Source organism: Xanthomonas arboricola (assembly GCF_002940665.1).
In the GTDB taxonomy this organism is placed as follows: Bacteria; Pseudomonadota; Gammaproteobacteria; order Xanthomonadales; family Xanthomonadaceae; genus Xanthomonas; species Xanthomonas arboricola_B.
This window is the reverse complement of the sequence record NZ_MIGY01000003.1, coordinates 822554-846971: the sequence shown is the minus strand read 5'-3', so window position 1 is coordinate 846971 and position 24418 is coordinate 822554. Positions and strand designations below refer to the sequence as shown.

General features: G+C 66.1%; 24 protein-coding genes. 10 read left to right on the top strand and 14 right to left on the bottom strand.

Annotated features, from left to right (window positions below):
* Positions 1-91 precede the first annotated feature (91 nt).
* From XarjCFBP7645_RS17425 to XarjCFBP7645_RS17395, 7 genes are all read right to left on the bottom strand, one after another.
* Complete coding sequence (locus XarjCFBP7645_RS17425; RefSeq protein WP_039408585.1) at positions 92-445, bottom strand: DMT family protein; 354 nt, start codon at positions 443-445, stop codon at positions 92-94.
* A gap of 171 nt (positions 446-616) precedes the next feature.
* Complete coding sequence (locus XarjCFBP7645_RS17420; protein WP_104538487.1) at positions 617-1501, bottom strand: ABC transporter permease; 885 nt, start codon at positions 1499-1501, stop codon at positions 617-619.
* A complete protein-coding gene (locus tag XarjCFBP7645_RS17415; protein ID WP_104538486.1) occupies positions 1498-2337 on the bottom strand; it encodes an ABC transporter ATP-binding protein in 840 nt (279 codons plus the stop codon). The genes XarjCFBP7645_RS17420 and XarjCFBP7645_RS17415 overlap by 4 nt, the downstream gene beginning before the upstream one ends.
* 3 nt (positions 2338-2340) lie before the next feature.
* On the bottom strand, positions 2341-3384 hold the full coding sequence (locus XarjCFBP7645_RS17410) for an ABC transporter substrate-binding protein (RefSeq protein ID WP_104538485.1): 1044 nt from the start codon (positions 3382-3384) through the stop codon (positions 2341-2343).
* A gap of 86 nt (positions 3385-3470) precedes the next feature.
* Positions 3471-4388, bottom strand: a complete 918-nt coding sequence (locus tag XarjCFBP7645_RS17405; RefSeq protein ID WP_104538484.1) for a TauD/TfdA dioxygenase family protein — start codon at positions 4386-4388, stop codon at positions 3471-3473.
* Positions 4389-4588: 200 nt separating this feature from the next.
* Positions 4589-7072 carry an ABC transporter permease gene (locus XarjCFBP7645_RS17400; RefSeq protein WP_104538483.1) on the bottom strand — a complete coding sequence of 828 codons (2484 nt, stop codon included), beginning with the start codon at positions 7070-7072 and terminating at the stop codon, positions 4589-4591.
* Positions 7069-7686, bottom strand: a complete 618-nt coding sequence (locus tag XarjCFBP7645_RS17395) for an ABC transporter ATP-binding protein (RefSeq protein WP_258079592.1) — start codon at positions 7684-7686, stop codon at positions 7069-7071. The genes XarjCFBP7645_RS17400 and XarjCFBP7645_RS17395 overlap by 4 nt, the downstream gene beginning before the upstream one ends.
* Positions 7687-7777: 91 nt before the next feature.
* Here XarjCFBP7645_RS17395 and XarjCFBP7645_RS17390 point away from each other — a divergent pair, with 91 nt between their 5' ends.
* The 3 genes from XarjCFBP7645_RS17390 (at position 7778) to XarjCFBP7645_RS17380 (ending at position 10680) form a co-directional block, all read left to right on the top strand.
* Complete coding sequence (locus XarjCFBP7645_RS17390; RefSeq protein ID WP_181126369.1) at positions 7778-8446, top strand: arylesterase; 669 nt, start codon at positions 7778-7780, stop codon at positions 8444-8446.
* 104 nt (positions 8447-8550) lie between these two features.
* Complete coding sequence (locus XarjCFBP7645_RS17385; protein ID WP_002811889.1) at positions 8551-9264, top strand: response regulator transcription factor; 714 nt, start codon at positions 8551-8553, stop codon at positions 9262-9264.
* Between the two features lie 144 nt (positions 9265-9408).
* The gene (locus tag XarjCFBP7645_RS17380; protein WP_104538480.1) at positions 9409-10680 is read left to right on the top strand and encodes a sensor histidine kinase; all 1272 of its coding nucleotides are present in this window, start codon (positions 9409-9411) and stop codon (positions 10678-10680) included.
* A 235-nt stretch (positions 10681-10915) separates the two neighbouring features.
* Here the strand turns inward: XarjCFBP7645_RS17380 and XarjCFBP7645_RS17375 are convergent, their stop codons facing one another.
* Positions 10916-11617 carry an SGNH/GDSL hydrolase family protein gene (locus tag XarjCFBP7645_RS17375; protein WP_104538479.1) on the bottom strand — a complete coding sequence of 234 codons (702 nt, stop codon included), beginning with the start codon at positions 11615-11617 and terminating at the stop codon, positions 10916-10918.
* A gap of 318 nt (positions 11618-11935) precedes the next feature.
* Between XarjCFBP7645_RS17375 and XarjCFBP7645_RS17370 the strand changes: the two genes are divergently transcribed.
* The 7 genes from XarjCFBP7645_RS17370 (at position 11936) to XarjCFBP7645_RS17340 (ending at position 17076) form a co-directional block, all read left to right on the top strand.
* Positions 11936-12316: a diacylglycerol kinase gene (locus XarjCFBP7645_RS17370; RefSeq protein ID WP_046345747.1), complete on the top strand. Its 381-nt coding sequence runs from the start codon at positions 11936-11938 to the stop codon at positions 12314-12316.
* A 263-nt stretch (positions 12317-12579) separates the two neighbouring features.
* Positions 12580-13203, top strand: coding sequence for a LemA family protein (locus XarjCFBP7645_RS17365; protein WP_104538478.1), 624 nt, complete (start codon positions 12580-12582; stop codon positions 13201-13203).
* Positions 13204-13395: 192 nt separating this feature from the next.
* Positions 13396-14292 carry a TPM domain-containing protein gene (locus tag XarjCFBP7645_RS17360; RefSeq protein WP_104538477.1) on the top strand — a complete coding sequence of 299 codons (897 nt, stop codon included), beginning with the start codon at positions 13396-13398 and terminating at the stop codon, positions 14290-14292.
* The gene (locus XarjCFBP7645_RS17355; RefSeq protein ID WP_104538476.1) at positions 14292-14783 is read left to right on the top strand and encodes a TPM domain-containing protein; all 492 of its coding nucleotides are present in this window, start codon (positions 14292-14294) and stop codon (positions 14781-14783) included. Before XarjCFBP7645_RS17360 ends, XarjCFBP7645_RS17355 begins: the two co-directional genes overlap by 1 nt.
* Positions 14784-14837: 54 nt before the next feature.
* On the top strand, positions 14838-15728 hold the full coding sequence (gene lgt, locus XarjCFBP7645_RS17350) for a prolipoprotein diacylglyceryl transferase (protein WP_104538475.1): 891 nt from the start codon (positions 14838-14840) through the stop codon (positions 15726-15728).
* On the top strand, positions 15725-16519 hold the full coding sequence (locus tag XarjCFBP7645_RS17345; RefSeq protein WP_104538474.1) for a thymidylate synthase: 795 nt from the start codon (positions 15725-15727) through the stop codon (positions 16517-16519). Before lgt ends, XarjCFBP7645_RS17345 begins: the two co-directional genes overlap by 4 nt.
* 62 nt (positions 16520-16581) lie before the next feature.
* Complete coding sequence (locus XarjCFBP7645_RS17340) at positions 16582-17076, top strand: dihydrofolate reductase (RefSeq protein ID WP_104538473.1); 495 nt, start codon at positions 16582-16584, stop codon at positions 17074-17076.
* Positions 17077-17283: 207 nt separating this feature from the next.
* Here the strand turns inward: XarjCFBP7645_RS17340 and XarjCFBP7645_RS17335 are convergent, their stop codons facing one another.
* The 6 genes from XarjCFBP7645_RS17335 to lptD all read right to left on the bottom strand — a co-directional run bounded on the left by XarjCFBP7645_RS17335 (position 17284) and on the right by lptD (position 24398).
* Positions 17284-18243 carry a symmetrical bis(5'-nucleosyl)-tetraphosphatase gene (locus tag XarjCFBP7645_RS17335; RefSeq protein WP_104538472.1) on the bottom strand — a complete coding sequence of 320 codons (960 nt, stop codon included), beginning with the start codon at positions 18241-18243 and terminating at the stop codon, positions 17284-17286.
* Positions 18244-18271: 28 nt separating this feature from the next.
* Positions 18272-18655 carry a Co2+/Mg2+ efflux protein ApaG gene (gene apaG, locus XarjCFBP7645_RS17330; protein ID WP_104538471.1) on the bottom strand — a complete coding sequence of 128 codons (384 nt, stop codon included), beginning with the start codon at positions 18653-18655 and terminating at the stop codon, positions 18272-18274.
* A 36-nt stretch (positions 18656-18691) separates the two neighbouring features.
* Positions 18692-19480 carry a 16S rRNA (adenine(1518)-N(6)/adenine(1519)-N(6))-dimethyltransferase RsmA gene (rsmA, locus tag XarjCFBP7645_RS17325; RefSeq protein WP_104538470.1) on the bottom strand — a complete coding sequence of 263 codons (789 nt, stop codon included), beginning with the start codon at positions 19478-19480 and terminating at the stop codon, positions 18692-18694.
* Between the two features lie 115 nt (positions 19481-19595).
* Positions 19596-20564, bottom strand: a complete 969-nt coding sequence (gene pdxA / locus XarjCFBP7645_RS17320; protein WP_104538469.1) for a 4-hydroxythreonine-4-phosphate dehydrogenase PdxA — start codon at positions 20562-20564, stop codon at positions 19596-19598.
* A gap of 4 nt (positions 20565-20568) precedes the next feature.
* The gene (locus XarjCFBP7645_RS17315) at positions 20569-21969 is read right to left on the bottom strand and encodes a peptidylprolyl isomerase (RefSeq protein WP_104538468.1); all 1401 of its coding nucleotides are present in this window, start codon (positions 21967-21969) and stop codon (positions 20569-20571) included.
* Positions 21966-24398 carry an LPS-assembly protein LptD gene (gene lptD, locus XarjCFBP7645_RS17310; RefSeq protein WP_104538467.1) on the bottom strand — a complete coding sequence of 811 codons (2433 nt, stop codon included), beginning with the start codon at positions 24396-24398 and terminating at the stop codon, positions 21966-21968. Before lptD ends, XarjCFBP7645_RS17315 begins: the two co-directional genes overlap by 4 nt.
* Positions 24399-24418: the final 20 nt, after the last annotated feature.

Below are 24418 nucleotides of genomic sequence, written 5' to 3'. Positions count from 1 at the left end.
AACGCCCATCGCGCCGCAGTGCGCTCTCTTGCGAGGTCGCGCCCTGGTGCGTTCCTACGAGCGAGACGGCGGTTGGTCGTTCAAAAAGCCGTTACTCCTTGAACATCAGGAACGCCGCCACCAGGATCAAGCCGAACGCGGCCCAGTGATTCCACTTCAACGACTGGCCCAGGTAAAACGTGGAGAAGCCGGCGAACACCAGCAGTGTGATCACTTCCTGCATGCCCTTGAGCTGCGGCGCCGAGTACACCGCGCTGCCCAGGCGGTTGCCCGGTACCTGCAGGCAGTATTCGAAGAACGCGATGCCCCAGCTGACCAGGATCGCAATCATCAGCGGCGTGCTCTTGTACTTCAGATGCCCGTACCAGGCGAAGGTCATGAACACGTTGCTGGCGAGCAGCAGCAGCACCGGATACAGATAGGCAGTGAAGGAAGCGGTAGGCATGACGGCAGTGGCAGCTAGGGGCCGGCAGCATAAGCCAGTCCCGTTAAGCGCACGCGACCGTGCCGATGAGTCCGGCACGCAGCTCATGCCGCTGGAGGCCGGTGCGAAAGGCTCGCCTGCAGTACGGCCAGGCAGAACGCCCGGCCGTGCGCCGCGCCTGCGGTCACCCCGCTAGCGCTGCATGCCCCAGCGGCGCACGGTCAACCGCTCGATGGCCTGGAACACCACGCCCTCCACCAGCAGGCCCAGCACGATCACCATCGCCAGGCCGGCGAACACGCGGTCGGTATAGAGCTCGTTGCGGTTCTGGAAGATGTACCAGCCCAGACCGCCCTGGCCGGAGGTGGCGCCGAACACCAGCTCGGCGGCGATCAAGGTGCGCCAGGCGAAGGCCCAGCCGATCTTCAGCCCGGACAGGATCGCCGGCAGCGCGGCGGGAATCAGCAGTTGCGCCACGTAGCGCGGCCCACGCAGCCCGTAATTACGCCCGGCCATGCGCAGGGTCTCCGGCACCGCCTGGAAGCCGGCATAGGTGGTCAGCGCCAGCGGCCACAGCACCGAATGCACCAGCACGAACACCAGGCTGCCGGTGCCCAGGCCGAACCACAGCAAGGCCAGCGGCAGCAGCGCGATCGCCGGCAGCGGATTGAACATGGCCGTCAGCGTGCCGAGCACGTCTCGGCCCCAGCGCGTGGAGGCGGCCAGCGCGGTCAGTACGAAGGCCAGCACCACGCCGAGCACGTAACCCTGCGCCAGCACACGCAGCGAAGCGCCCACGCGGCGCAGCAATTCGCCCGACAGCAGCCCATCGGAGAACGCGCGTGCGGTCTGCAGTACGCTGGGTAGCATCAGATCGTCGCCAACCACGCGTGCGGCGATCTCCCACACCGCGACCAGCACCACCAGCACCAGCGCCTTGCGCAGCCATGGCGGTGCTCGCCAGCGCAGCGGCACGGCGGCTGCAATCAACGCGGGATCGAGCGGCTGCAGGACGACTTCGTACTCGGCCCGCACTGGTGGCAGTGGCGACAGCGCGTTGGCGTTGGCGCGGCTCATGGCAGCGCCTCGCGCTGGCGCTCGGCCGGGCGACGCAATGGCGCCACCTTGGCGTCATCCAGGGCGTCGTCGGGCAGGTCGAACAGCAGCCGATGAATCCGCTGCGCGGTCTGCTGGAACGCCACGCTGCCGGCGCTGTGCGGGCCGAACGCATGCGCGTTGAGTTCGGCGCGCACCTGGCCCGGATGCGGCGACAACAGCAGCACGCGATTACCGACCACCAGCGCCTCCTCGATCGAATGAGTGACGAACAACAAGGTGAAGCGCAATTGCTCCCACAACTCCAGCACCTGCTCCTGCATGCGCGAACGCGTCAATGCATCGAGTGCGGCGAACGGTTCGTCCATCAACAACACGCGTGGGCGCATCGCCAATGCACGCGCAATCGCCACGCGTTGTTTCATGCCGCCGGACAAGGTGTGCGGGTAAGCCCCGGCGAACGCGCTCAGCCCGACCTGGGCCAGGCTGTCGTCGGCACGTTCGCGCGCCTCGGCACGCGACAGCTTGCGGGCTGCGCGCAGGCCGAACACCACGTTCTCGCGCACGGTCTTCCACGGCGCCAGCTGGTCGAATTCCTGGAAGACGACCACCCGGTCCGGCCCCGGCCCGGTGACCGCGTTGCCATCCAGACGGATCTGCCCCTCGCGCGGGGTGACGAAGCCGGCCACCGCCTTGAGCAGGGTGGATTTGCCGCAACCCGACGGCCCCAGCAGCACGAAGCGATCGGCTTCGTGCACATCGAAGCGCACGCGGTGGGTGGCGCGCACCACGCGTTGCGCGGAGGCATATTCCAGGCTGACGTGATCGACCTGCAGCAATGGTGTGGACGGACTCATCGCTCAGCTCCCACCGGCAATCAGCGGATCGTCGAAGAAGTAGTCGCTCAGCTTGCTCGGGGTCTGCTTGATCGCGCCGCTGTGCTGCATGAACTTGCCCAGTCCCAGCGTGTTCTGCGGTACCACGGTGAACTGCACTTTCGGGTCCTTGAGGATCTGCAACACCAGTGCGCGATCGATGCTCGAGCCATTGCGACGCAGAAAGATATCCGCCGCCTGTTCCGGATGCGCGGTGACGAAGCGTGCGGCCTGATCCAGCGCCGCGACGAAGGCGCGATAGGTCTTGGGATTGTCGCGGCGGAATGTCTCGGTGGCATACAGCACGGTGGCCGACGAGGGGCCGCCTTCGATCTCGTAGGAGCTGGTCACGATGTGTGCGGCCGGATTGCGCGCCAGTTCCTGCTCCTGGAATGGCGGGCTGGCGAAATGCGCGGTGATCTCGGTGCGGCCACGGATGATTGCGGCGGCCGCGTCCGGGTGCGGTAACGCGACCTGCAGTGGATCCAGTTGATGGGTGCCCTTGTCGCCCCAGCGTTGTTGCGAAGCATGCTGCAGGAAACGCGACTGCACCGACACGCCGGTGGCCGGCACCGCAATGCGGTCCTGCGGAGTGAAATCGCCGATGCTCTTGATGCGCGGATTGTTGCTGATCAGGTAGTACGGGAAGTTGCCCAGCGAGGCCACACCGCGCACATTCTGGCGGCCATGCGTACGGTCCCAGATGGTGAACAACGGCCCGACACCGGCGCCGGCGATATCGATCGAACCGGTCAGCAGGGCATCGTTGACTGCCGCACCACCGGACAACTGCAGAAACTGCACGTCGATGTCCACGCCGGCCGCCTTGCCCTGCTGCTCGATCAGCTTCTGATCCTGTGCCACGTCCAGCAACAGATAGACGATGCCGAACTGCTTGGCGACGCGCAGCTTTCCTTCGGCCTGCGCATGCGCGCTGTGCAGCAACGGCAATGCGGCCAGGAGCAGCAGCGCGACACGTCGGGAAAAACGTCCGCGCGGACGTGCGTGAGAGGTAACGGTCAAACGCATGCGGCGCTCCAGTCGAGGGGGGGAGGAAGAGGGCGCGTTTCCCAGCGCACTACGTGCTGCCAGACGCGCGCAAGGCAGCACCTTGGCTAGAACGGCGCATCGCCTTCGATGGTGGTGCGGTTGAGCCGACGGCGCAGGTGATCGGGCGTGCCGGCGGCCAGATGTATGACCGAGCGGTTGTCCCAGAACACCATGTCGTGCGGCTGCCAGCGGTGCCGATACACCAGGGCACTGCCGGTGCTGTGTGCGAACAGGGCCTGCAGCAGTGCATCACTTTCGTAGTCGGGCAAGCCGACGATACGGGTGGTGAAATGCTCGCTGACGAACAACGCTTTCTGCCCGGTTTCCGGGTGTGTGCGCACGATCGGATGCTGCACGGGTTTCACTTCGGCGATCTGTTCAGGCGTCAGCGCCGGGCGCCACGGATTGCGCGCACGCAGTTCTTCGTACTTGGCCAGATAGCTGTGCTCGGCACGTAGATCCTGTACCGTGTGCTTGAGCGCGTCGGGCAGGGTCTGCCAGGCCAGGTGCTGATTGGCGAACAAGGTGTCGCCGCCCTCGCTGGGCAGTTCCTGCGCATGCAGCAACGAGCCCAGGCTGGGCGTGTCCTTGTACGACAGGTCCGAATGCCAGTAGTGCCCGGCATCGCCCAGACCGATCGGCTCGCCGTGCTCCTTGATGTTGGACACCACCAGCACTTCCGGATGTCCGCGCAGCTGGAAGTTACGCAGCACATGGATCTGCAGCGGGCCGAAGCGACGGCTGAAAGCGACCTGCTGCGCCGGCGTGATGCGTTGCTCGCGGAACACGAGCACGTGGTGGTCCAGATGCGCCTGATGGATGCGCGCAAAGGTATCCGCATCCAGAGGCTGCGACAGATCCAGACCGATCACTTCGGCGCCCAGCGGGGCATCGAACGGCACGATCCGGACACCGGAAGGGTGCTCTGTGGAAATCGCATCGCGCGGCGGTTGCGCACGCGCAGCGGAAGTGACGCTGGCCATGACGGTGGCACCTCGACGGCAACGAATGGCCGCCTTGGCCGGCAGCCGGACATATCACTGTAGGCAGTCCGGTCGCGGCTGCGAACGTACGATTGGCAAGGTGCTTATGCGCTGCCGGTATATGCGGCAGCGCGACGGAACGCGAACGGGCGACGCCTGCGCGCCGCCCGTTCGCGGGTTGAACCGATCGGGATCGGGCCTTACTCGGTGCGCAGCGCCAACGCCGGCGGCGTGGACAGGATGCGTCGCGTGCCCGACCAGCCGGCCAGCAGACTCAACACCAGGCCAAACGTGCCACCGATCAGCAGGCGCGGCCAATCCGGCGTCAACGCGATCTCGAAGGCTTTTTGCCCGACCACCGCTCCGATCACCGCGGCGGCGGTCACCGCCAGCGTTGCCGCCAACAGGCCGAGCGCGCCGAATTCCACCAGCACCGCGCCACGCAACTGCCCGCGACGCGCGCCCAGCGTGCGCAGCACCGCACTGTCATAGCGACGCTCGCCGGCGGTGGCCTGCAAGGCCGCCAGCAGCACCAGCACGCCGGCCAGCAGGCTGAAACCCATGACCAGTTGCACCGCCTGCGCCACCTGGTCGATCACCTCGCGCACGCGGCCGAGGATCGCATCGATGTCCAGCACCGAAATGTTGGGGTAGTCGCGGCTCAGCGACGCCAGCCTGGGCGCGTTGCCGGGCGGCAGATGGAAGCTGGAAATCAGGTTGTACGGTGCATCGCCGACCGAGCCCTGATTGAGCAGCAGGAAGAAATTGACCCGGAACGAATCCCAGTCGGCCTTGCGGATGCTGGTGACGGTGAAGCTGCGCTGCTGCTCGCCCAGCAGCAGGGTGATGCGGTCGCCCAGTTTGAGCTGGTACCGTTGCGCCCAGCCTTCTTCCACCGAGGCCTCCGGCGCAGTACTGTCGGCCGCCCAGAATCTGCCTTCCAGCAGGGTGTTTGCCGGCGGAAATGCATGCCGCCAGGAGAAATTGACCGGGCGGTTGTCGCCATCGCCATCGTCGGCCGGATCGCGGTCGCCGCGTAGTGGCGGCCTGTCGTTGATCGCCACCAGGCGCCCGGTCGAAAACGGCTCCACGGCCGCATCCTCCACGCCCAGGCCGCGCAGCGTCTGCAGCACCGGCTCGGTCTGCTCGGGCTGGATGTTCATCAGGAAATAGTTGGGCGTGTCCGCCGGCAGGCGGTTGCGCCACTGCCCGAGCAGGCCGGGGCCGACCACCGCCAGCAGCAGCAGCGCGCACAACGACAGCGACAGCCCGACCAACTGCACCACGCTCAGCCCGCGTCGCCGCGTGAGCGAGGCCAGGCCCAGCTTCCAGGCGCCGCGCAGGCGGTGCTGGATCGGCCGCAGCAAGGCCAGCAGGCCCAGTCCCAGCGCCATCGCCACCAGCGCCAGTGCGGCCAGGCCGCCCAGGACCCAGCCGGCCAGCACCAGGTTGCCGGTCGCGTACAAGGTCAGCGCCAGCGTGGCCGCCAACGCCGCGGCGTAGACCAGCAAGGAACTCGGCGGCACCGCGGCAAAGCTGCGGTTGAGCACGCGCATCGGCGGCACGTTGCGCAGCCGCAGCAACGGCGGTAGGCCGAAGCCCAGCAACAGCACCAGGCCGATGCCTGCACCGGCCAGCGCAGGGGTGGCCTGCGGCAACGGCAGCCGGTTCGGGATCAGGCTACCCAGCGCCTGCACCAGGCCTTCCTGGGCCAGCATGCCCAGCCCGATCCCGACCAGGCAGGCCGGAATCGCGGTCAGCAGCAGTTGCAGCGACAGCATCGCCAGGATGTCGCGCTGGCGTGCGCCCAGGCAGCGCAACACCGCCACCGTGTCGATCCGGCGCATCGCAAAGCGGTTGGCTGCCAAGGCAGTGGCCACACCTGACAACAGCACCGCCAGCAACGCCGACAGGGCCAGGAAACGGCCCGCGCGATCGAACGCCGCACGCATGCCGCGCTGGGTGTCCTCGATGCCGACCAGGCGGTATTCGCTGGCGCGCGGTTTCAGCCACGCACGCAAGTCGGCGATGGCATCGGGCGCGCCGGAGAACATCAGCCGGTACGAGGCGCGGCTGCCCGGGCCGAGCAGGCCGGCACCATCGATATCGGCGCGATTGACCAGCAGCGGCGGCGACAGCTGCATCAGCTCACCGGACGCATCCGGTTCGGCACGCAACACGCCGGTGATGGTGAGATGGCCGGCGCCGAATTCCAGCTGTTCGCCCACGCGCAGGCCCAGGGCCTCCAGCAGGCGGGGATCGGCATAGGCCTGGCCCGGCGGTGGTGCGCCCGCCGGCTTGCCCTGCATGCCGGCACTGTCCGTGGACACCAGCAATTGCCCACGCAATGGGTAGCCCGCGCCGACCCCGCGGATATTGGCCATCTGGCTGGCGTCGCCATGAAACAGGACGCTGGGGAAGCTGACCATGCGCGTGCTCCGCAAGCCACGCCGCTGCGCTTCTTCGGCGAAGTCGGCCGGGATCTCCTGGCGGCCGGTCACGCCCAGATCGCCACCGAGCACTTCGGCCGCGCTGGAGGTCAGCGCCAGGGTCACCCGATCGACCAGCGTGCCGACCGCCGTCATCACCGCCACGCCCAGCACCAGCGCGGCGAACACGGTCAGCAGGTCGCCGGCCAGGAATTCGCGGCGCACGGCGCGCGCGGCTTGACGCAGTACGTTCATGCGGCCGAACCGGGCTGGGCGTGCAGGCGGCCGCTGTCGATGCGGTAGACGTGATTGCAGCGCTGCGCCAGCGTCGTGTCGTGAGTCACCAGCACCAGCGTGGTGTCGCTGGTGGCATTGAGCGCGAACAGCAGGTCGCTGATCTGCGCACCGGTGGTCTGGTCCAGGCTGCCGGTGGGCTCGTCCGCAAACAGGATGCGCGGTTTGGCCACGAACGCGCGTGCCAGCGCCACACGTTGCTGCTCGCCGCCGGACAGCTGGCGCGGGTAGTGGCGCGCGCGCGCGCTCAGGCCGACCGCTTCCAGCACCTCGCGCACCCGCGCCGCATCCTCGCGTCCGGCCAGTTCCAGCGGCAGCGCGATGTTTTCTTCGGCGGTGAGCGCCGGCAGCAGATGGAAGCTCTGGAACACGAAGCCCACCTCGCGCGCGCGCAAGGCGGCGCGGGCTTCCTCGTCCAGCTGGCCCAGATCCTGCCCGGACAACGCGATGCTGCCGCGGCTGGGCAGGTCCAGGCCGGCAAGCAGTCCGAGCAGGGTGGTCTTGCCCGAGCCGGACGCGCCGACGATGGCGATACTGTCGCCTTCACCGACCGTCAAGCTGACGTTGTCGAGGATGTGGAGCGTTCCCTCCGGTCCATTGACGGATTTACCGACCTCGCGGACGTCGATGGCGGTGCGGGTGCTGGAGCGGGGGGCCAGACTGTCGATGAGGAATCTCCGAATGCGTGAAAGAACACTGCGATATGGCGCGCTAGTCCTGTGGCTGCTGACACTGTCCCTGCTTGCGCCAGGAATTGCCTCTGCCAAAAGTCCGGTGGCGACTGCACCGATCCTGGTGGTCGGCGACAGCCTGAGCGCTGCACACAACATCCCGGTGCAGTCCGGTTGGGTCAACTTGCTGGACCAACGTCTCAAGCGTGACATGGCGACGCCACCGGCGGTCGTCAATGCCAGCATCAGCGGCGAAACCACATCCGGTGCGTTGACACGGCTGCCCGGCCTGCTGCAGAAGCATCGCCCCGGTGTGATAGTGATCGAACTCGGCGGCAACGATGCGCTGCGCGGCCTGACCCCGGCCCAGCTCAAGGGTAATCTGGAAAAGATGATCCGGCTCAGCCAGCAGGCCGGCGCGAAGGTGCTGTTGCTCGGCATCGACGTGCCGCCGAATTACGGCCCCGCCTACCGCGAGCGCCTGAAGGCGGCCTACGCCGATCTGTCCGGGCAGTACAAGACGGCGCTGGTGCCGTTCTTCCTCGAAAAGGTCGCACTGCAGCCAGGCCTGATGCAGGCCGACGGCCTGCATCCCACTGCCGCAGCCCAGCCCAAGGTGCTGGAAACGGTGTGGCCGGCGCTACGCCCCTTGCTCGGGCGTTGACGGCCGGCAGCGCCCGCATGCCGTTACAAAGCGTTATTTGATCTTCACGCCCTTTCCACTGCCGATCCGGCATGTTTCACAAAGCTGAAGACCGAGGAAAGTCCATGCGTCAGACCAAGGAAACGTCCGGCCTCGTGCTGGTCGTCGAAGACAACCGCAATATTTCTGAAATGATCGGCGAGTACCTAGAAGGCCGTGGCTTCGAGGTCGACTATGCACAGGACGGACTCGACGGCTATCGTCTGGCCGCCGAGAACAGCTACGACGTGGTCGTGCTGGATCTCATGCTGCCACGTCTGGACGGCATCGAAGTGTGTCGTCGCCTGCGTAACGATGCACGCAAGTCCACCCCGGTGCTGATGTTGACCGCCCGCGACACGCTCGACGACAAGCTTACCGGCTTGGGTTTCGGTGCGGATGACTACCTGACCAAGCCGTTTGCGATCCAGGAACTGGAAGCGCGCCTGCGTGCCCTGATCCGCCGCGAGCGCCGCCAGGTCGGCTCGGAAGTGCTCAAGGTCGCCGACCTGGTGCTCGATCCGGTCAGCATGCGCGCCACCCGCGCCGGCACCGAGCTGCAGCTCTCGCCGATCGGCCTGCGCCTGCTCACCATCCTGATGCGCGAGTCGCCGCGTGTGGTCACCCGCCAGGAAATCGAGCGCGAGATCTGGGGCAACGGGTTGCCGGATTCGGACACCTTGCGCAGCCATCTATACAACCTGCGCAAGATCATCGACAAGCCGTTCGACCGCCCGCTGCTGCACACCGTGCAGAGCGCCGGCTACCGCATTGCCGACATCGCTCAGCCGATGGCCTGATGTCACCGGCCGGCCGCCGTTCTGGCGGTCGGTCACCTCCTGTAGGCGCCCACGCGCCTGTCGCTTCCGCGTGCTGCCGTCTGGCTGCACGACGGGCTTACGGAAGCGTTGCCTATAATCCGGCGCTCTCCCCTGGATGCAGCAATGCCGCACGGGCTTTCACGAAAAATACGTCTGGCCTTTCTTCTGCAGGTCGCTCTGGCGGGCCTGGCGATCGTGCTGGGCGGCTATCTGCTGTCCTTCGTCATCAAGTACAGCCTGGTGCGGACCGTGCTTGCCGACGAGGCAGTGCATTTCTGGCGCCTGCACAAGAGCGCGCCGAGCAATCCGCCGCCGAATACACGCAACATCCAGGGCTATTTTTCGCCCGCCGGCCAGGGCCGCGATCCTGCGCCCGCGGCGTTGCGGCAGTTGTCGCCGGGCTTCAGCGAAGTGGCCGCCGCCGACGCCCTGGTGTATGTCGATCAACGTCCGGAAGGGCGCTTGCACCTGGTGTTCCCACGCTCGCGTGCGGCGCACCTGACACTCTGGTTCGGGGTGGTGCCGGCGATGCTGGTGCTGCTGGCGATCTATGGCGTGTTCTGGGTGACCTACCGGATTTCCAAGCGGCTGGTCTCGCCGGTCAGCTGGCTGGCGCGGCGCGTGTCGCAGTGGGATCCGCGCAATCCCGATGTCGACGAACTGGCGCCGGAGCGGTTGCCTGCCGATCTGCAGGGTGAGACGCGGCAATTGGCCGCCGCGCTGCATGCGCTGGGGCAGAGGGTCAGCGACCATGTCGCACGGGAGCGCAATTTCACCCGCGATGCCAGCCATGAGCTGCGCACACCGTTGACGGTGATCCGGGTGGCCAGCGACATGGCGCTGGCCGACGACGAACTGTCGCAGCGCACCCAGCGCAGCCTGCGCCGGATCCAGCGTGCCGGCCGCGACATGGAAGCGGTGATCGACGCCTTCCTGATCCTGGCGCGCGAGGCCGAGATCGACCCGCAAAGCGAAACCTTCGATGCCGCCGAACTGGCCAGCGAGGAAGTCGACAGCGCCCGCGAACTGCTGGGCGACAAGCCGGTGTCCTTGACGATGGTCGGCGACCGCAGCCTGCAGATGTTCGCCCCGCCGCGGGTGATGCGGGTGGTGCTCAGCAACCTGCTGCGCAATGCCTGCGCCTATACCGACACCGGCAGCATCGAAGTGGAAGTCGCCCAGGACCGCATCATCGTGCGCGACACCGGCATCGGCATGAGCGAGGAAGCGCGCGCGCGCGCATTCGAGCCGTTCTTCCGCGCCGATCCCACCCGCCCGCAGGGCACCGGTCTGGGCCTGTCGATCGTGCGCCGCCTGTGCGATCGCTTCGGCTGGCGGATCGAGCTGCATAGCGAGTCCGGTGTCGGCACCTCGGTTGCAGTGGTGGTGGCCTGAGGTCGTGGTGGCGTTAGCGACATGCGGGTCGCCTGGAATCGTCTGCTGACGAGGCAGGCGCGCTGCATGCGCCTGGGGCGCCATTTGCGGTTGCGATGATGGTGTTTTCGACTGCGCTGCATTGATCCCGCGCGCTGTGGCGATCCACCGCAGAGGCCAGCTGCATCTGCAGGATCGCTTGCCGCAATTGATCGACCGATCTGGCAAGCACCTCGCCAGATCGATCCGCAGGGCGCTACTTCTGCTCCAACACCGGGGCCACCGCCTTGCGCCAGATGGCATAGCCATCGGCGGTCATATGCAGCATGTCCTGGCGAAACAGCTCGGCGCGCGGTTTGCCGTCGGCGTCGAGCATCGGCGTGTAGACGTCCACGTAGTCCACGCGCGGCAGCGGCGCGAGTGCGTCCTTGATCAGGCGGTTGGCATTGACGATCGAAGGCAGCAGATGCGCGCGCGACGGGCTGGGTTTGATCGACAGATAGCTGATGCGCGCGGTGGGCAGATCACGGCGGATGCGCTGCACGAATGCCAGCACGTCATCGCGCACCTGCTGCGGCGTGCGGCCGCTGTTGAGATCGTTGTCGCCGGCATACAGCACCACCTGGCGCGGCGCATACGGGATCACGATGCGGTCGGCGTACCAGGTGCTGTCGCGCACCTCCGAACCGCCGAAGCCGCGATTGATCACCGGCATGCCGGGGAAATCCTGGGTCAGCGTGTCCCAGAAACGGATCGACGAACTGCCGACGAAGACGATGCCGTGCTTGGGCGGCGGTTGTTGCGCATCACTGTCGGAAAAGCGCCGCATGTCGTCTTCCCAGGCGGGATTGGACACCTGCGCCGGTATCTGTGGTGCGGTGTGCGGGGCGGCGGCGTGGACGTGGCCGGACAACAAGGCAAGTGCGCACAGCAGCGTGCGCAAGGGATGTTTGGTCATGCGAAAGAACCTGCGACAGTGAAGCGGACCACCATGGTGCGACAGGCTGGAAGCCGAGGGCAAACCGGCGGGCGTCCAGCGCCTGCCACGGGTTGCTCGCAGAGCCTGCCGCCGGGCCTGCACCGGCAATGTGGAAAAGATTGCGCCATGCGGCAGCATCTGACGGCCTTGCAGGCCCAACGCCAGCTGTTGCGGCACCTGGTCACGCCCTGGCGGCGCGCTGCACGACGGTGCAAGATTCGCACTTTCCCCAGCAGTGACCACGCCATGCGTTCGAGCCGTCCCCAGATATGCCCTTGCGGCCGGAAGCACTGACGCATGGCCGATCAACTGGGACACGTGCCACGCGGTCCGCGCCGCATGCTCAAGGCAGCGGTCTGGTCATGGCAGGGCCTGCGCGCGGCATGGCTGCACGAATCCTCGTTTCGGCTGGAGGTGTGCCTGGCGGTAGTGCTGCTGCCGCTGGGGCTGTGGCTTGGCCAGTCCGGCCTGGAACGCATTGCGCTGATCGCGCCGTTGCTGATCGTGCTGGCCGCCGAACTGCTGAACTCGGCCATCGAGGCGGTGATCGAACGTTACGGCCCCGAGCACCACGTGCTGGCCGGCCGCGCCAAGGACATGGGCTCGGCTGCGGTGTTCCTGCTGCTGATCAATGTGCTGCTGTGCTGGGGACTGATCCTGCTGCCGCGCTTGCTCTGAAGAGTGTGGTCTGCGCGACGCGCAGCTGCCAGTCGGCTTCTGTAGGCGACTGGATTGGCAGATGCATGGAGACCTTCGTTGCGATGGGACGCACCGGATCGCGCCAGCTGACGTATCAACCTGTCACGCGGCATGCAGCGACTGCTTCTGCCGATGGCCGGGCGTCATCGTGCCTGGTCGAATCGCCTGCCAGGCGCACGCGTGCATGCCGGCTTGACTCGCCGCGTGGCATGCTGCGGCTCTCTTTCAACGGAATCGCCTGCATGCCCGTCCTGATTCGCGCCCTGGTGTTGCTGATCCTGACCGTCTCGCTGTCCGGTTGCGGCTACAACGCGATCCAGCAGAAGGAAGAAGGCGTCAAGGCAGGTTGGTCGGAGGTGCTGAATCAGTATCAGCGTCGCGCCGACCTGATTCCCAATCTGGTGCGCACCGTGCAGGGCTATGCCCAGCAGGAGCGCCAGGTGCTGACCGAGGTGACCAATGCGCGCTCGCGGGTCGGGCAGATCCAGGTCAATGCCGACGACGAAGCCTCGCTCAAGCAGTTCCAGCAGGCGCAGGGCGAACTCGGCAGCGCACTGTCGCGCCTGTTGGTGGTCAGCGAAAACTATCCGCAGCTGAAATCCGACCAGTCGTTCCGCGATCTGCAGGTGCAGCTGGAAGGCACCGAAAACCGCATCACCGTGGCGCGCGGTCGCTACATCCAGACGGTGCAGGAGTACAACACCTACATCCGTTCGTTTCCGCAGGTGATCACCGCCAAGATCTTCGGCTACCAGCCCAAGCCCAATTTCAGCGTGGAAAACGAGGCGCAGATTTCGCGCGCACCGCAGGTGGATTTCGGCAATCAGCAGGCGCCGCAGCAATCGCAGCCGCAACCTGCGCAGTAAGCCATCGCAACCTGCGCATCGTTAAGAGGAGTTGGGGTGAGGGGACGGGGCGAAGCCTTTGGGTTGTCCAATGACACAAGGCTTGGCTCGTCCCCTCATCCGCCCCTTCGGGGCAGCTTCTCCCGCAGGTAGAAGGGTCAACCAAGTGCCAGTGCCTATGAAGCGCCAGTGCTCATCAGGTAGGAGTTGCGAATGCGGAAGAACTACATGCGGGTGTTCTGGATGGTGGCGCTGTTGCTGCTGCCGGCCTCGCTCCTGGCGCAGGATCTGGCAGCCATTCCGCCACTGCGCTCGCCCGTGGTCGACACCACCGGCACCTTGGATGCCTCGCAGACCCAACAACTCGAGCAGCAGGCGCTGGCCTTGCAGCAGCGCAAGGGCGCGCAGTTGCAGGTCCTGATCGTGCCGACCACGCAGCCGGAGGCGATCGAGCAGTACACCCAGCGCGTGTTCGACCAGTGGAAGATCGGCCGCAAGGGCGTGGACGACGGCGTGTTGCTGCTGGTGGCCAAGGACGACCGCCGGGTGCGGATCCAGCCGGGCTATGGCCTGGAAGGTGCGATCCCCGACATCACGGCCAACCGCATCATCCAGGAGTACCTGGCGCCGCGCTTCCGTGAAGGCGACTACGCCGGCGGCATCAGTGCGGCGACTGCGACGCTGGCCGGCCTGATCGAAGGCGAGGCCCTGCCGGCGCCGGTCAGCGGGCACGCCGATGGCGGCGCCGGTAATGGCTCGGGTGGCGGCGGCTGGATCATGGCCTTGTTCATCGGTTTTGTGGTCGCGATGGTGGCGCGCGGCATTCTCGGTGCTTTGCCACGGCCGCTGCGCGCGCTGCTGACCGGCGTCGCCGCCGGTGGCGCCGCCCTGCTGTTTACCTCGCTGCTGTTCGCCAGCGCCGGCGCTGCGGTGATCGGGCTGCTGGCAGGCCTGGCGTCCGGTTCGCCGGGGCGCTTTGTCGGCGGCGGTGGCTGGGGCGGTGGCGGATTCGGTGGCTTTGGAGGCGGTGGCCGCGGCGGTTTCGGTGGCGGCGGCTGGGGTGGTGGTGGCGGATCATCGGGAGGCGGTGGCGCCTCGGGGAGCTGGTAATGCGGTGGCTCAGGCATGTCTTCGCGCCCTCGGCGCAGCGCAGTTTTCCCGCCAGCTGCATGGACGCGATCGCCGCGGCGGTTGCCGCCAGCGAGCGCACCCATACCGGCCAGGTCATGGTGGCAGTGGAAGCCGACCTGCCGCTGGACGCGCTATGGCGCGGGCACACCGCGCGCCAGCGCGCCGAGCAGGCCTTCGCGCAATTGCGCACCTGGGACACCGAAGCCAACAACGGGGTGCTGCTGTATCTGCTGCTGGCCGACCACGCCATCGAAGTGGTCGCCGACCGCGGGCTGCGCAGCCGGGTGCCGGAAGCGCAGTGGGCCGAGGTGTGCCGGCGCATGCAGCAGTTCCTGCGCGAGGGCGAGCACGAGGCGGCGGTGCTGGCCGGGATCGAGGCGGTAACCGAGCTGTTGACCGAGCATTTTCCTGCCGCTGCCGGCTCCCAGCATGAAGATGAGCTGCCCGATCGTCCCCAGCTCTTAGGCTGAACGCGTGCGAGGTGTCAGAATAGACGCCTCGCTTTTTCGTGATCCGCGGTCCGCATGATCTATCTGCACGCCATCGACCCCATCGCCTTCTCGCTTGGACCGGTGCAGGTGCACTGGTACGGGTTGATGTACCTGGCCGCGTTCTTCTCTGCCTGGGCACTGGGGCGCTCGCATATCCTGCGCGGCCGCCTGCCTGGCGTGGACATGGACGGATTTTCCGACCTGCTGTTCTACGGCATGCTCGGCGTGGTGCTGGGCGGGCGCATCGGCTACATGCTGTTCTATGCGTTCGACAGCCTGCTGGCCAACCCGTTGATCCTGTTCAAGGTGTGGCAGGGCGGCATGAGCTTCCACGGCGGCCTGCTGGGCGTGCTGATTGCCTGCGGGCTGTGGGCGCGCAAGCACCGGCTGCACTTCTTCGACGTGATGGATTTCGTGGCGCCGCTGGTGCCGCTGGGCCTGGGCTTCGGGAGGCTCGGCAATTTCGTCGGCGGCGAGTTGTGGGGCAAGTTCACCGACGCTGGCTGGGGCGTGATCTTCCCGCTTGCGCCGGAACTGGCCGGGAAGTTGCCGGCAGAACTCCAGGCGCAGTACGCCGCCGGTGCATTGAACCAGTTTGCGCGGCATCCTTCGCAACTCTACGAGGCGGCGCTGGAAGGGGTGGTGATGTTCGTGGTGCTGTGGACCTTCTCGATGAAGCCGCGCGCACGCTATGCGGTGTCGGGGATGTTCGCGCTGCTGTACGGCGTGTTCCGTTTCATCGTGGAATTCGTGCGCGTGCCGGATGCACCGATCGGCTACCTGGCCTTCAACTGGCTGACGATGGGGCAGATCCTGAGCCTGCCGTTGATCATCGGCGGCCTGGTGTTGCTGGCGATGTCGCGCCGCGCGCCGGTGTTGCAGCCGGTACTGGTGCAGACCGCGGGCGCGGAGGCGGCCAAGTGAAGCCCTATCTGGACCTGCTGCAGCATGTGCTGGACCATGGCGCCGAGAAGTCCGATCGCACCGGCACCGGCACGCGCAGCGTGTTCGGCTGGCAGATGCGCTTCGACCTCAACGACGGTTTTCCGCTGGTGACCACCAAGAAGCTGCACCTGCGCTCGATCATCCACGAGCTGCTGTGGTTCCTGCAGGGCGACACCAACATCGGCTATCTCAAGGACCACCAGGTTCGGATCTGGGACGAATGGGCCGACCACAACGGCGATCTCGGCCCTGTGTACGGCAAGCAATGGCGGCGCTGGACCGGCCCGGACGGCGTCGAGATCGACCAGATGCAATGGCTGGTGGACGAGATCAAGCGCAACCCGGATTCGCGCCGGCTGGTGATCAGCGCCTGGAACGTCGGCGAGCTGCCGCAGATGGCCCTGATGCCGTGTCACAGCCTGTTCCAGTTCTATGTGGTGAACGGCAAGCTCAGCTGCCAGCTGTATCAGCGCAGCGGCGACATCTTTCTCGGCGTGCCGTTCAATATCGCCAGCTACGCACTGCTGACGCACATGGTGGCGCAGGCCACCGGCCTGGGCGTGGGCGACTTCGTGCATACGCTGGGCGATGCGCACCTGTATTCGAATCACTTCGCGCAGGCACGCGAGCAACTGGCGCGCAGCGCGCGTGCGCTGCCGACCTTGCGCCTGAATCCTGCCGTGACCGACCTGTTTGCATTCCGCTTCGAGGACATCGCCATCGAGGGTTACGACCCGCATCCGGCGATCAAGGCGCCGGTGGCGGTGTAAGCGTCGCTTCGCTGAGTGATGCCACACGTGGATTTGATGTTCGAAGGGATACTGTCGGCCGTATGAAACTGACCCTGATCGTCGCCTTCGACCGCAACAATGCCATCGGCTGCGACAACGCATTGCCGTGGAAGTTGCCGGACGATCTCAAGCGCTTCAAGGCGCTGACCTTGGGCAAGCCGATCCTGATGGGGCGCAAGACCGCGCAGTCGCTGGGGCGTGCCTTGCCGGGGCGAGTGAACCTGGTGCTGACGCGTTCGGGGCAGGTGCCGTTCGCGGACATGCAGGCGGTGGTGTCGCTCGATGAGGCGATTGCGCAGGCCGAGGCGGCCGGTGCACAGGAGCTGTGCGTGATCGGTGGTGGCGAGGTCTATCGCCTGACCATGGAGCGTGCGGACCTGCTGGCCGTCACCGAAGTGGACACCACCGTGGAACGGGCCGACACCTACTTTCCGCCGATCGACCCGGCCGTGTGGGAGCCGGTGCAACGCGAGTCGCACGCGGTCGATGCGCGGCATGCCTTCGCATTCGATTACGTGGACTATCGGCGGCGCTGAACTCAGTTAGCCGCGCATGCACGATGGTGCTGCCGAGTGCATGCAGTCCGGCGGTTTTGAGGCAGCGATGCGAATCAGTGCGTTCGCATGCCGGAAGGCCCAATGTGCAAGCGTGCCAGTCGCGTGGCGGATGCACGATCGGGCTGATCGCAAGCGCCGAGGCACTGCCTCGGCATGCTGCAGCAGTGCGCCGACCGCGCCCGTTATTCAGTCCGCAGCGGCAGCGGGCGGAGCGGCACCGGGTGCGGTGGAACCGGCGTTCGCATTCGCATTGTCCCCGCCACCGCCGCGCTGGCGTTGTCGACGGCGCGGCGACCGGCTACGTTGCGCGGTCTGCGATGGCTGCGTGATCGGGATTCCCGGCACCTGCACCACGCGCAGTTCGTCGGTATCCAGCTGCAGGGCGGTGAGTTTGCCGCCCCATACCGCACCGGTATCGATGGCGTGCACGCCCTGGGTGATGGTCAGCCCGAGTGCGGACCAATGCCCGCACACGATCTTGAGATCGCGCTCGACCCGGCCCGGTACTTCGAACCACGGATACAGGCCCTGCGCCTGCGTGCCCGGCGTGCCCTTGTCGTCGGTGGCGATGCGCCCGCGTGGGGTGCAATAGCGCATACGCGTGAACAGGTTGATGATCGCACGGCTGCGGTCGTACCCGCTCAGGCCCGGCGACCAGCCCGGCTGATCGCCGTACATGTTGCGCAACAGCTTGCGATAGCCGCCGCCCTGCAGCTGCTGCTCGACCTCGCGCGCATGTTTCTCGGCCATCTGCGTGGTCCACTTCGGCGCCAGCCCGGCGTGGATCATCATCCAGCCCAGTTCGCGGTCCAGGTGTGCCAGCTTCTGCATCCGTAGCCAGTCGAGCAGCAGGTCGCGGTCTTCGGCCAGCACGATGCGCAGCAGATCCGGATTGACCTTGCGCTGCTCTTCTTCAGAACGCGCGCCGATCGCCAGCAGCGACAGATCGTGGTTGCCCAGCACCACCACGCTATGTGCGCGCAGCGAATGCACCAGGCGCAGCGTTTCCAGCGACTGGCCGCCCCGGTTGACCAGGTCGCCGCAGAACCACAACGTGTCCTGCGCGGGATCGAAGTTGATTTTTTCCAGCAGGCGCTGGGTGATGTCGTAACACCCCTGCAGATCGCCAATCGCCCAGACGCTCATCGCTTGCGCTCCATCAGTCCAGCATCCATCAGTGCAGCGTCCTGGGTACGCTCAGCACGAAGGCGGCGATCGGGGCGGTGAATTCGGTGCCATCGTCGGCCACCATGTCGTAATGACCTTGCATCTGTCCCTGCTCGGTCTCAAGCAGCACGCCAGAGGTATAGCTGAATGCCTCGCCGGGGCGTAGCCAGGGTTGCTCGCCGACCACGCCTTCGCCATCCACTCGTTCGGTGCGTCCGTTGGCGTCGGTGATCTGCCAATGACGTGCGATCAGGCGCGCAGGCACGACGCCCGCGTTGTGGATGCGGATGCTGTAGGCGAAGGCGTAGCGGCCTTCGTCGGGGGTCGATTGATGGGCGAGGAAGCGGGGCGACACCTCGACCTCGACCCGGTAGCGCGGATCATCGTGCATGCGGAAAGTCTAAATAAAACCGTGTGGGAGCGGCGCTCAAGCCAGCTCGACATTGGCCAGACGGACAAAATCCGCGACCTCGAGTTGTTCGGCGCGCGCATCCGGGCGCACCTGCGCGGCCTCGAAATGGGCGGGCTCGCAGACGTTGGACAAGGCATTGCGCAGGGTCTTGCGGCGCTGACCGAAACCGGCGCGCACCACGTCGGCAAAGCGACGCCGGTCCCTGATCAGCACCGTGGCCGGATCGCGCGGCACCAGCCGTACCACCGCCGAGTCCACCTTCGGCGGCGGCCGGAATGCGCCCGGCGGTACCACGAACAGTGCGGTGACCTCGCAATAGGCCTGCAGCATCACGCTCAGGCGCCCGTATACCTTGCTGCCGGGGCCGGCGGCCATGCGGTCGACCACTTCCTTTTGCAGCATGAAGTGCATGTCGGCCAGCGCGCCGGCATGGTCCAGCGCATGGAACAGGATCGGCGAAGAGATGTTGTAGGGCAGGTTGCCGACCAGCCGGATCGGCGTGCCATCGGCCAGCGCGGTGAAATCCACGCCAAGCACATCGCGATGGATGATGCTCAGCGCGCCGAGCGGTGCAGCGGCGTCGGTCAATGGTGCGATCAGGTCGCGGTCGAACTCGATCACGGTCAGTGCGCCGTGCTTGCGCAGCAGCGGAAAGGTGATCGCGCCCTGGCCGGGGCCGATTTCGACCAGGTGCTGGCCGGCGCGCGGGTCCACTGCCTGCACGATGCGGTCGATGTAATACCGGTCGGCAAGAAAGTGCTGGCCAAGCGACTTCTTGGCCGGTGCGCTGAAAGAATGATTCATGCGCGCAGTTTAACGTGGCAGCGCCTGCACGCGGTGCCGGTCCTGCACCTGGGAGACGCGGCAGATGGGATGCGTGCACGATGCGCATCGTCCAACGCAGGCAATCGCCTCTCGCTCAGCGGCGTGCTGCCAGACGCGCGCACAGGTCGGTCGCCGCCATCAGGCTGGACGGGTCGGCGATACCGCGCCCGGCCAGCTCCAGTGCAGTGCCGTGATCGACCGCCACGCGCGGGTAGGGCAGGCCGAGCGTGATGTTGACCGCTTGTTCGAAGCCGCTGTACTTGAGCACCGGCAGGCCCTGGTCGTGATACATCGCCACCACCGCATCGAAGCCGGTGAGTTTCTGCGGTAAGAATGCAGTGTCGGCCGGTAGCGGGCCGATCAGCTGCATGCCGTCGCCGCGTAGCTGCTCCAGTACCGGGATGATGATGTCCAGTTCCTCGCGGCCCAGGTGCCCGTCTTCGCCGGCATGCGGGTTGAGGCCAAGCACCGCGATGCGCGGGCGTTCCAGGCCGAAGTCGCGTCGCATCGCGGCATCGGTAATGCGCAGGCAGCGCGTCACCGCGTCGGCGGTGATCGCATCGGCGACTGCGCGCAATGGCAAATGGGTTGTCACCAGGGCGACGCGCACGACGGCATTTGCCAGCATCATCACCACCGGGCAGCCCGCCTGTTCGGCCAGCAGCTCGGTGGTGCCGGTGTAGGGAATGCCACCGGCATTGATCGCTGCCTTGTGTACCGGGCCGGTGACGATGCCCTGCAGCTTGCCGGACAGGCAGTCGCCGGCAGCGCCACGCAGGCCGGCAATGACCGCTGCCGCATTGGCGGGATCAGGTGTCCCGAAGTGGGTAGGCACGGCTTGGCGGATCGGATGCAGCGGCAAGTCGCCGGGCGCGCGCGCGCGCTGGTCCGGATCGAGCAGCCGCACAGACAAAGACAGCGCCTTTGCGGCGCTGTGCAGGGTGTCCGGATCGGCGTAGGCGATCAGGTGGGCGTCCGAGCGCGGCCGTTGGGCGAGCCGGACGCACAGCTCCGGCCCGATCCCGGCCGGCTCGCCTGGCACCAGCGCGAGCGACGGGAGCATCGAATCAGCGCGTCGGCCGCGCCGGCGGCGGTGTCGGTGCGGCAGGCGCCGCAGGGTCGGCCGGCTTGGCTGGAGCGGCGGTGGCATCGCCGTCGGCGCGGTCGCCGGTACGGAAGCTCACATACGCTTCGCCACGCAGCTCCTGCAGATAGCGGTTGTACTCTTCTTCCAGCTTGCGACGGCCGATCGTTTCACGGATCTGCGCACGCTGGCTTTCGGCACTGACGTCGGTCTGACGGCTACCCACGCGTTGCACGATGTGCCAACCCGCCTGGGTGCGGAACGGTTCGGACACCGCGCCGTCGGCCAGGCCTTCGACCTGCTTGCCGAAGTCAGGGCCGAACGCATCGGCCGGGAACCAGCCCAGATCGCCACCCTGGCCACGGCTGTTGGTATCTTCGGAAGATTCCTTCGCGGTGGCCTGAAAGTCGGCGCCGCCAGTGATGCGCGCACGTAGCGTGTCGATCTTGGCCTTGGCCTGCGCCTCGGTCTGGCTGTCGTTGATGCGCACCAGGATGTGGCGTGCGTTGTATTCGGTGACCAGCTTCTTCTCGCCGCCGGCATTGGCGTCGCGCATTTCCACCAGCTTGAGCAACTGGAAACCGCTGGGACCACGCAGCGGACCGGCGACCTGGCCAGGCTGCATGTCACGGATCAGCTGGGCGAATGCGTTGGGGATTTCGTCCAGGCTGCGCCAGCCCAGATCGCCGCCTTCCAGCGCGTTCGGGCTGTCGGAATACCGCACTGCCGCTGCCGAGAAGTCCAGCTCGCCTTTGTCGATCAATGCCTTCACGCCATCGACCTTTTTCTGGCCAGTGGCGATCTGGTCGGCCGTCGCACCTTCCGGCAGGCCAACCAAAATGTGCGCCAGGTGATATTGGCTGCCGGTGGTGGCCTGCTGTGCCAGCGCAGTGTCCACTTCGCCTTCGCTCACGCTGATGCGGCTCTGCGCAAAGCTCTGACGCAGGCGCTGCACGATGATTTCGTCACGCACCGAAGCGCGGAAATCGCCATAGCCCATGCCGTCGGCTGCCAGTTTCTGGCGCAGACCATCGACAGTGGTGCCGTTCTGCTGAGCGATGCTGGCAATTGCCCGGTTGAGTTCCTCGTCGCTGACGCGGATACCGCTGCCATCGGCACGACCGACCTGCAATTTGACCAGGACCAGACGCTCGAGCACCTGGCGCTGCAGGACATCGTCCGGCGGCAGCTGGTTTTCCCGGCCGGCGTACTGCGACTTGACGTTGCGTACGGCGCGATCGAGCTCGCTCTGCAGCACCACGTCTTCATCGACGATGGCGGCAATGCGATCCAGCGGCTGGGATTGCTGTGCCGAGGCCAACGGCGAGAGCGTGCTGGTGAGTACCAGCAGCGAGGCAAGAACAACAGAGAAAGGCTTGGTCATGGAATCAAGTTCGGATCGTAATCGTCCGGATTAGTCGTGGTATTGCTGGGCGGGACCAGATACAGGTCGTCGCGGTAATAGCCGAGAATAGCACGGCGCAAAGTGCGGTCCGTGTTCTGCCCGAACGAGCTCAGGCCCTTCAGCACGAACTCCACCTGGATGGAGTTGTCCATCTCGCCATTGCGGTTGCGCACGAACCGGCGCACCAGCGCGCGCACCGCCAGGCAGCAGCTGTCCCATTGCACGCCACCGATGATTTCCAGTGGCTTGCGGTCCAGCAGCGAGTAGTAATAACGGCCGACCGCACTCCAGCTGGGGTTGATCGGGTACAGGAAGGAGAAGTCGGCCTGCTTGAGCTGGTCGCTGTCATCGATCAGGTTGCGACGGTAGCGATACGCCAGATTGATGATGCCGTCGTTGTTGAGCAGGTAGCGCGTCCGCAGGCTGGCCAGATCTTCCTTGCGCGAATTCGGGTTCCATTGATAGGTGGCGCCCATCGACCAGCGGTCGTTGATCATGTAGTTGGCGTCGGCCACCCAGGCGGACTTGCCCTGCTCGATCGGCTGCTCGCTGCCGCCAGTGGCAGTGTTGGTGCTGTTGTTGATGGTGACTAGTGAGTCGTTGAAGTACAGGATCTGCCCCGCACTCAGCGACAGTTTCTCGCGGCCATCGTCCTGGCGCAGCCAGCGCGAGGTCACTGCCAGGGTCAGCTGGTTGGCATCGTTCTGACGGTCCGCACCGGTATAACGCGAGTCACGAAACAACTGGCCATAGCTGAAGGTGAACGGGCGGGTATCGAAGACCGGCAGGTCGTCCTGGTCGCGGTACGGCACGTACAAATAGTACAGGCGCGGCTCCAACGTATTGAGATAGTTGGTGCCGAATACCGAAGTCTCGCGGTCGAAGTACAGGCCGGCATCCAGCGAGGCGATCGGCAGGCTGCGTGAGGGGGAACGGTCACCGGTCAGCGGCGCGGTGTTGGCCAGCGTCGAATCCAGCTGATACGCGGTGTAGCGCCATGCCACGGTCGGAGTGAAGAACCAGGCTGCGCCGGACAGCGGCATCGAGATATAGGGCTTGATGTCAAAGCGCGAACCGCTGCCGTATTCCTTGTTGCGGATGTTGGTGCGCACGTAATCATCGCCGTCGTCACCGTTGGTGTTCCCGTCGGTTGGAGGCCTGACAAAGTAAGAGTCGTCGTGGTTGAAGCGCACCGCTTCGGCGTACACGCCGGCCTCGAAGATGCCGAATGGCTTGTCCCAGGTGAAATAGGCGCGCGGCTGGCGGTTGTAGGGCAGCGCCTGCTCGTCCAGCGTGTAGTCGGTCAGCTGCCAGCGATCGGCCATCAGGCCGGCGGTCCAGGTTTCGCCGGTACCGTAGATGCCCACGGTACTCTGCAGGCTGGAGGCCGAGCCCATGCCGTTCAGGCGGCTGGTGAAGTCTTCCACATAGCGGGTGTCGCTGACCCAGGAGATGCTGGCACGCGCCTGCCAGTACTTGTTGACGTTGTGGTAGCCGCTGTAGAAGACGCTGCCGCGGTCCTTGTCGCGCAACTTGTCGTTGGGCAGATAGTTGCCTGTGATCTCGCCGCGACCGCCTTCGTACAGATAGCGGAACTCGGTGCCGAACATGAAACCGCGCTTGCTCATGTAGCGTGGCAGCAGGGTCGCGTCGTAGTTCGGCGCCAGGTTCAGGTAGATCGGCTGCAGGTAGTCGAAGCCATTGCGACCGGACAGGCCGAACTGCGGGAACAGCAGGCCGGTCTGGCGACGGTCGTCGATCGGGAACTTGAACCAGGGGAAATACAGCACCGGCACCTTGCCGATCTGCAGCACGGCGTTGCGGGCGGTGCCGAAGCCTTCTTCGTTGTCGACGTCGATCTCCGGCGCGCGCACGCGCCAGATCGGCTGCGAGGGATCGCAGGTGGTATAGGTCGAGCGGTGCATCTGCCCGACCTGGCCCTGCAGGTCCACCGACTCGGCCGCGCCGTTGCCGCGCCGGTCCACCAGCTGGTACTGGATGTTGGTGACCTTGTGGGCGTCGGTGTCCTGATTGCCTTCGGCGCGGTCGGCGACCATGCGGAAGGAGGTGTCCTGGTAGCGGACATGGCCTTCGGCGATGTAGTTGCCGGTCTCGGTGTCCATGCGCAGGTTGTCGGCGCCCAGGAACTGGTCGCCGCGCTTGAGCGCCACATTGCCCTGGTACTGCGGGGTGGTGCTGGTGCCGGACAGCTGGTCGCCTTCGATGTCGGTCGGCAACTGCTGGCGCATTTCGGCGGCCTTGGCATCTGCGGCGGGCGCGCCGTCAAAGCCTGGCAGCGGATCCACGGCCGGGCACAGTCCCCAGTTCAACGGCTTGTCGGCAGCCATGGCCGGGAGGCAAATGGCGATGCTCAAAGGCAGGGGCAGCAGGCGGAGAACTCGGCGCACGCGTGATTCAACCAATAAAA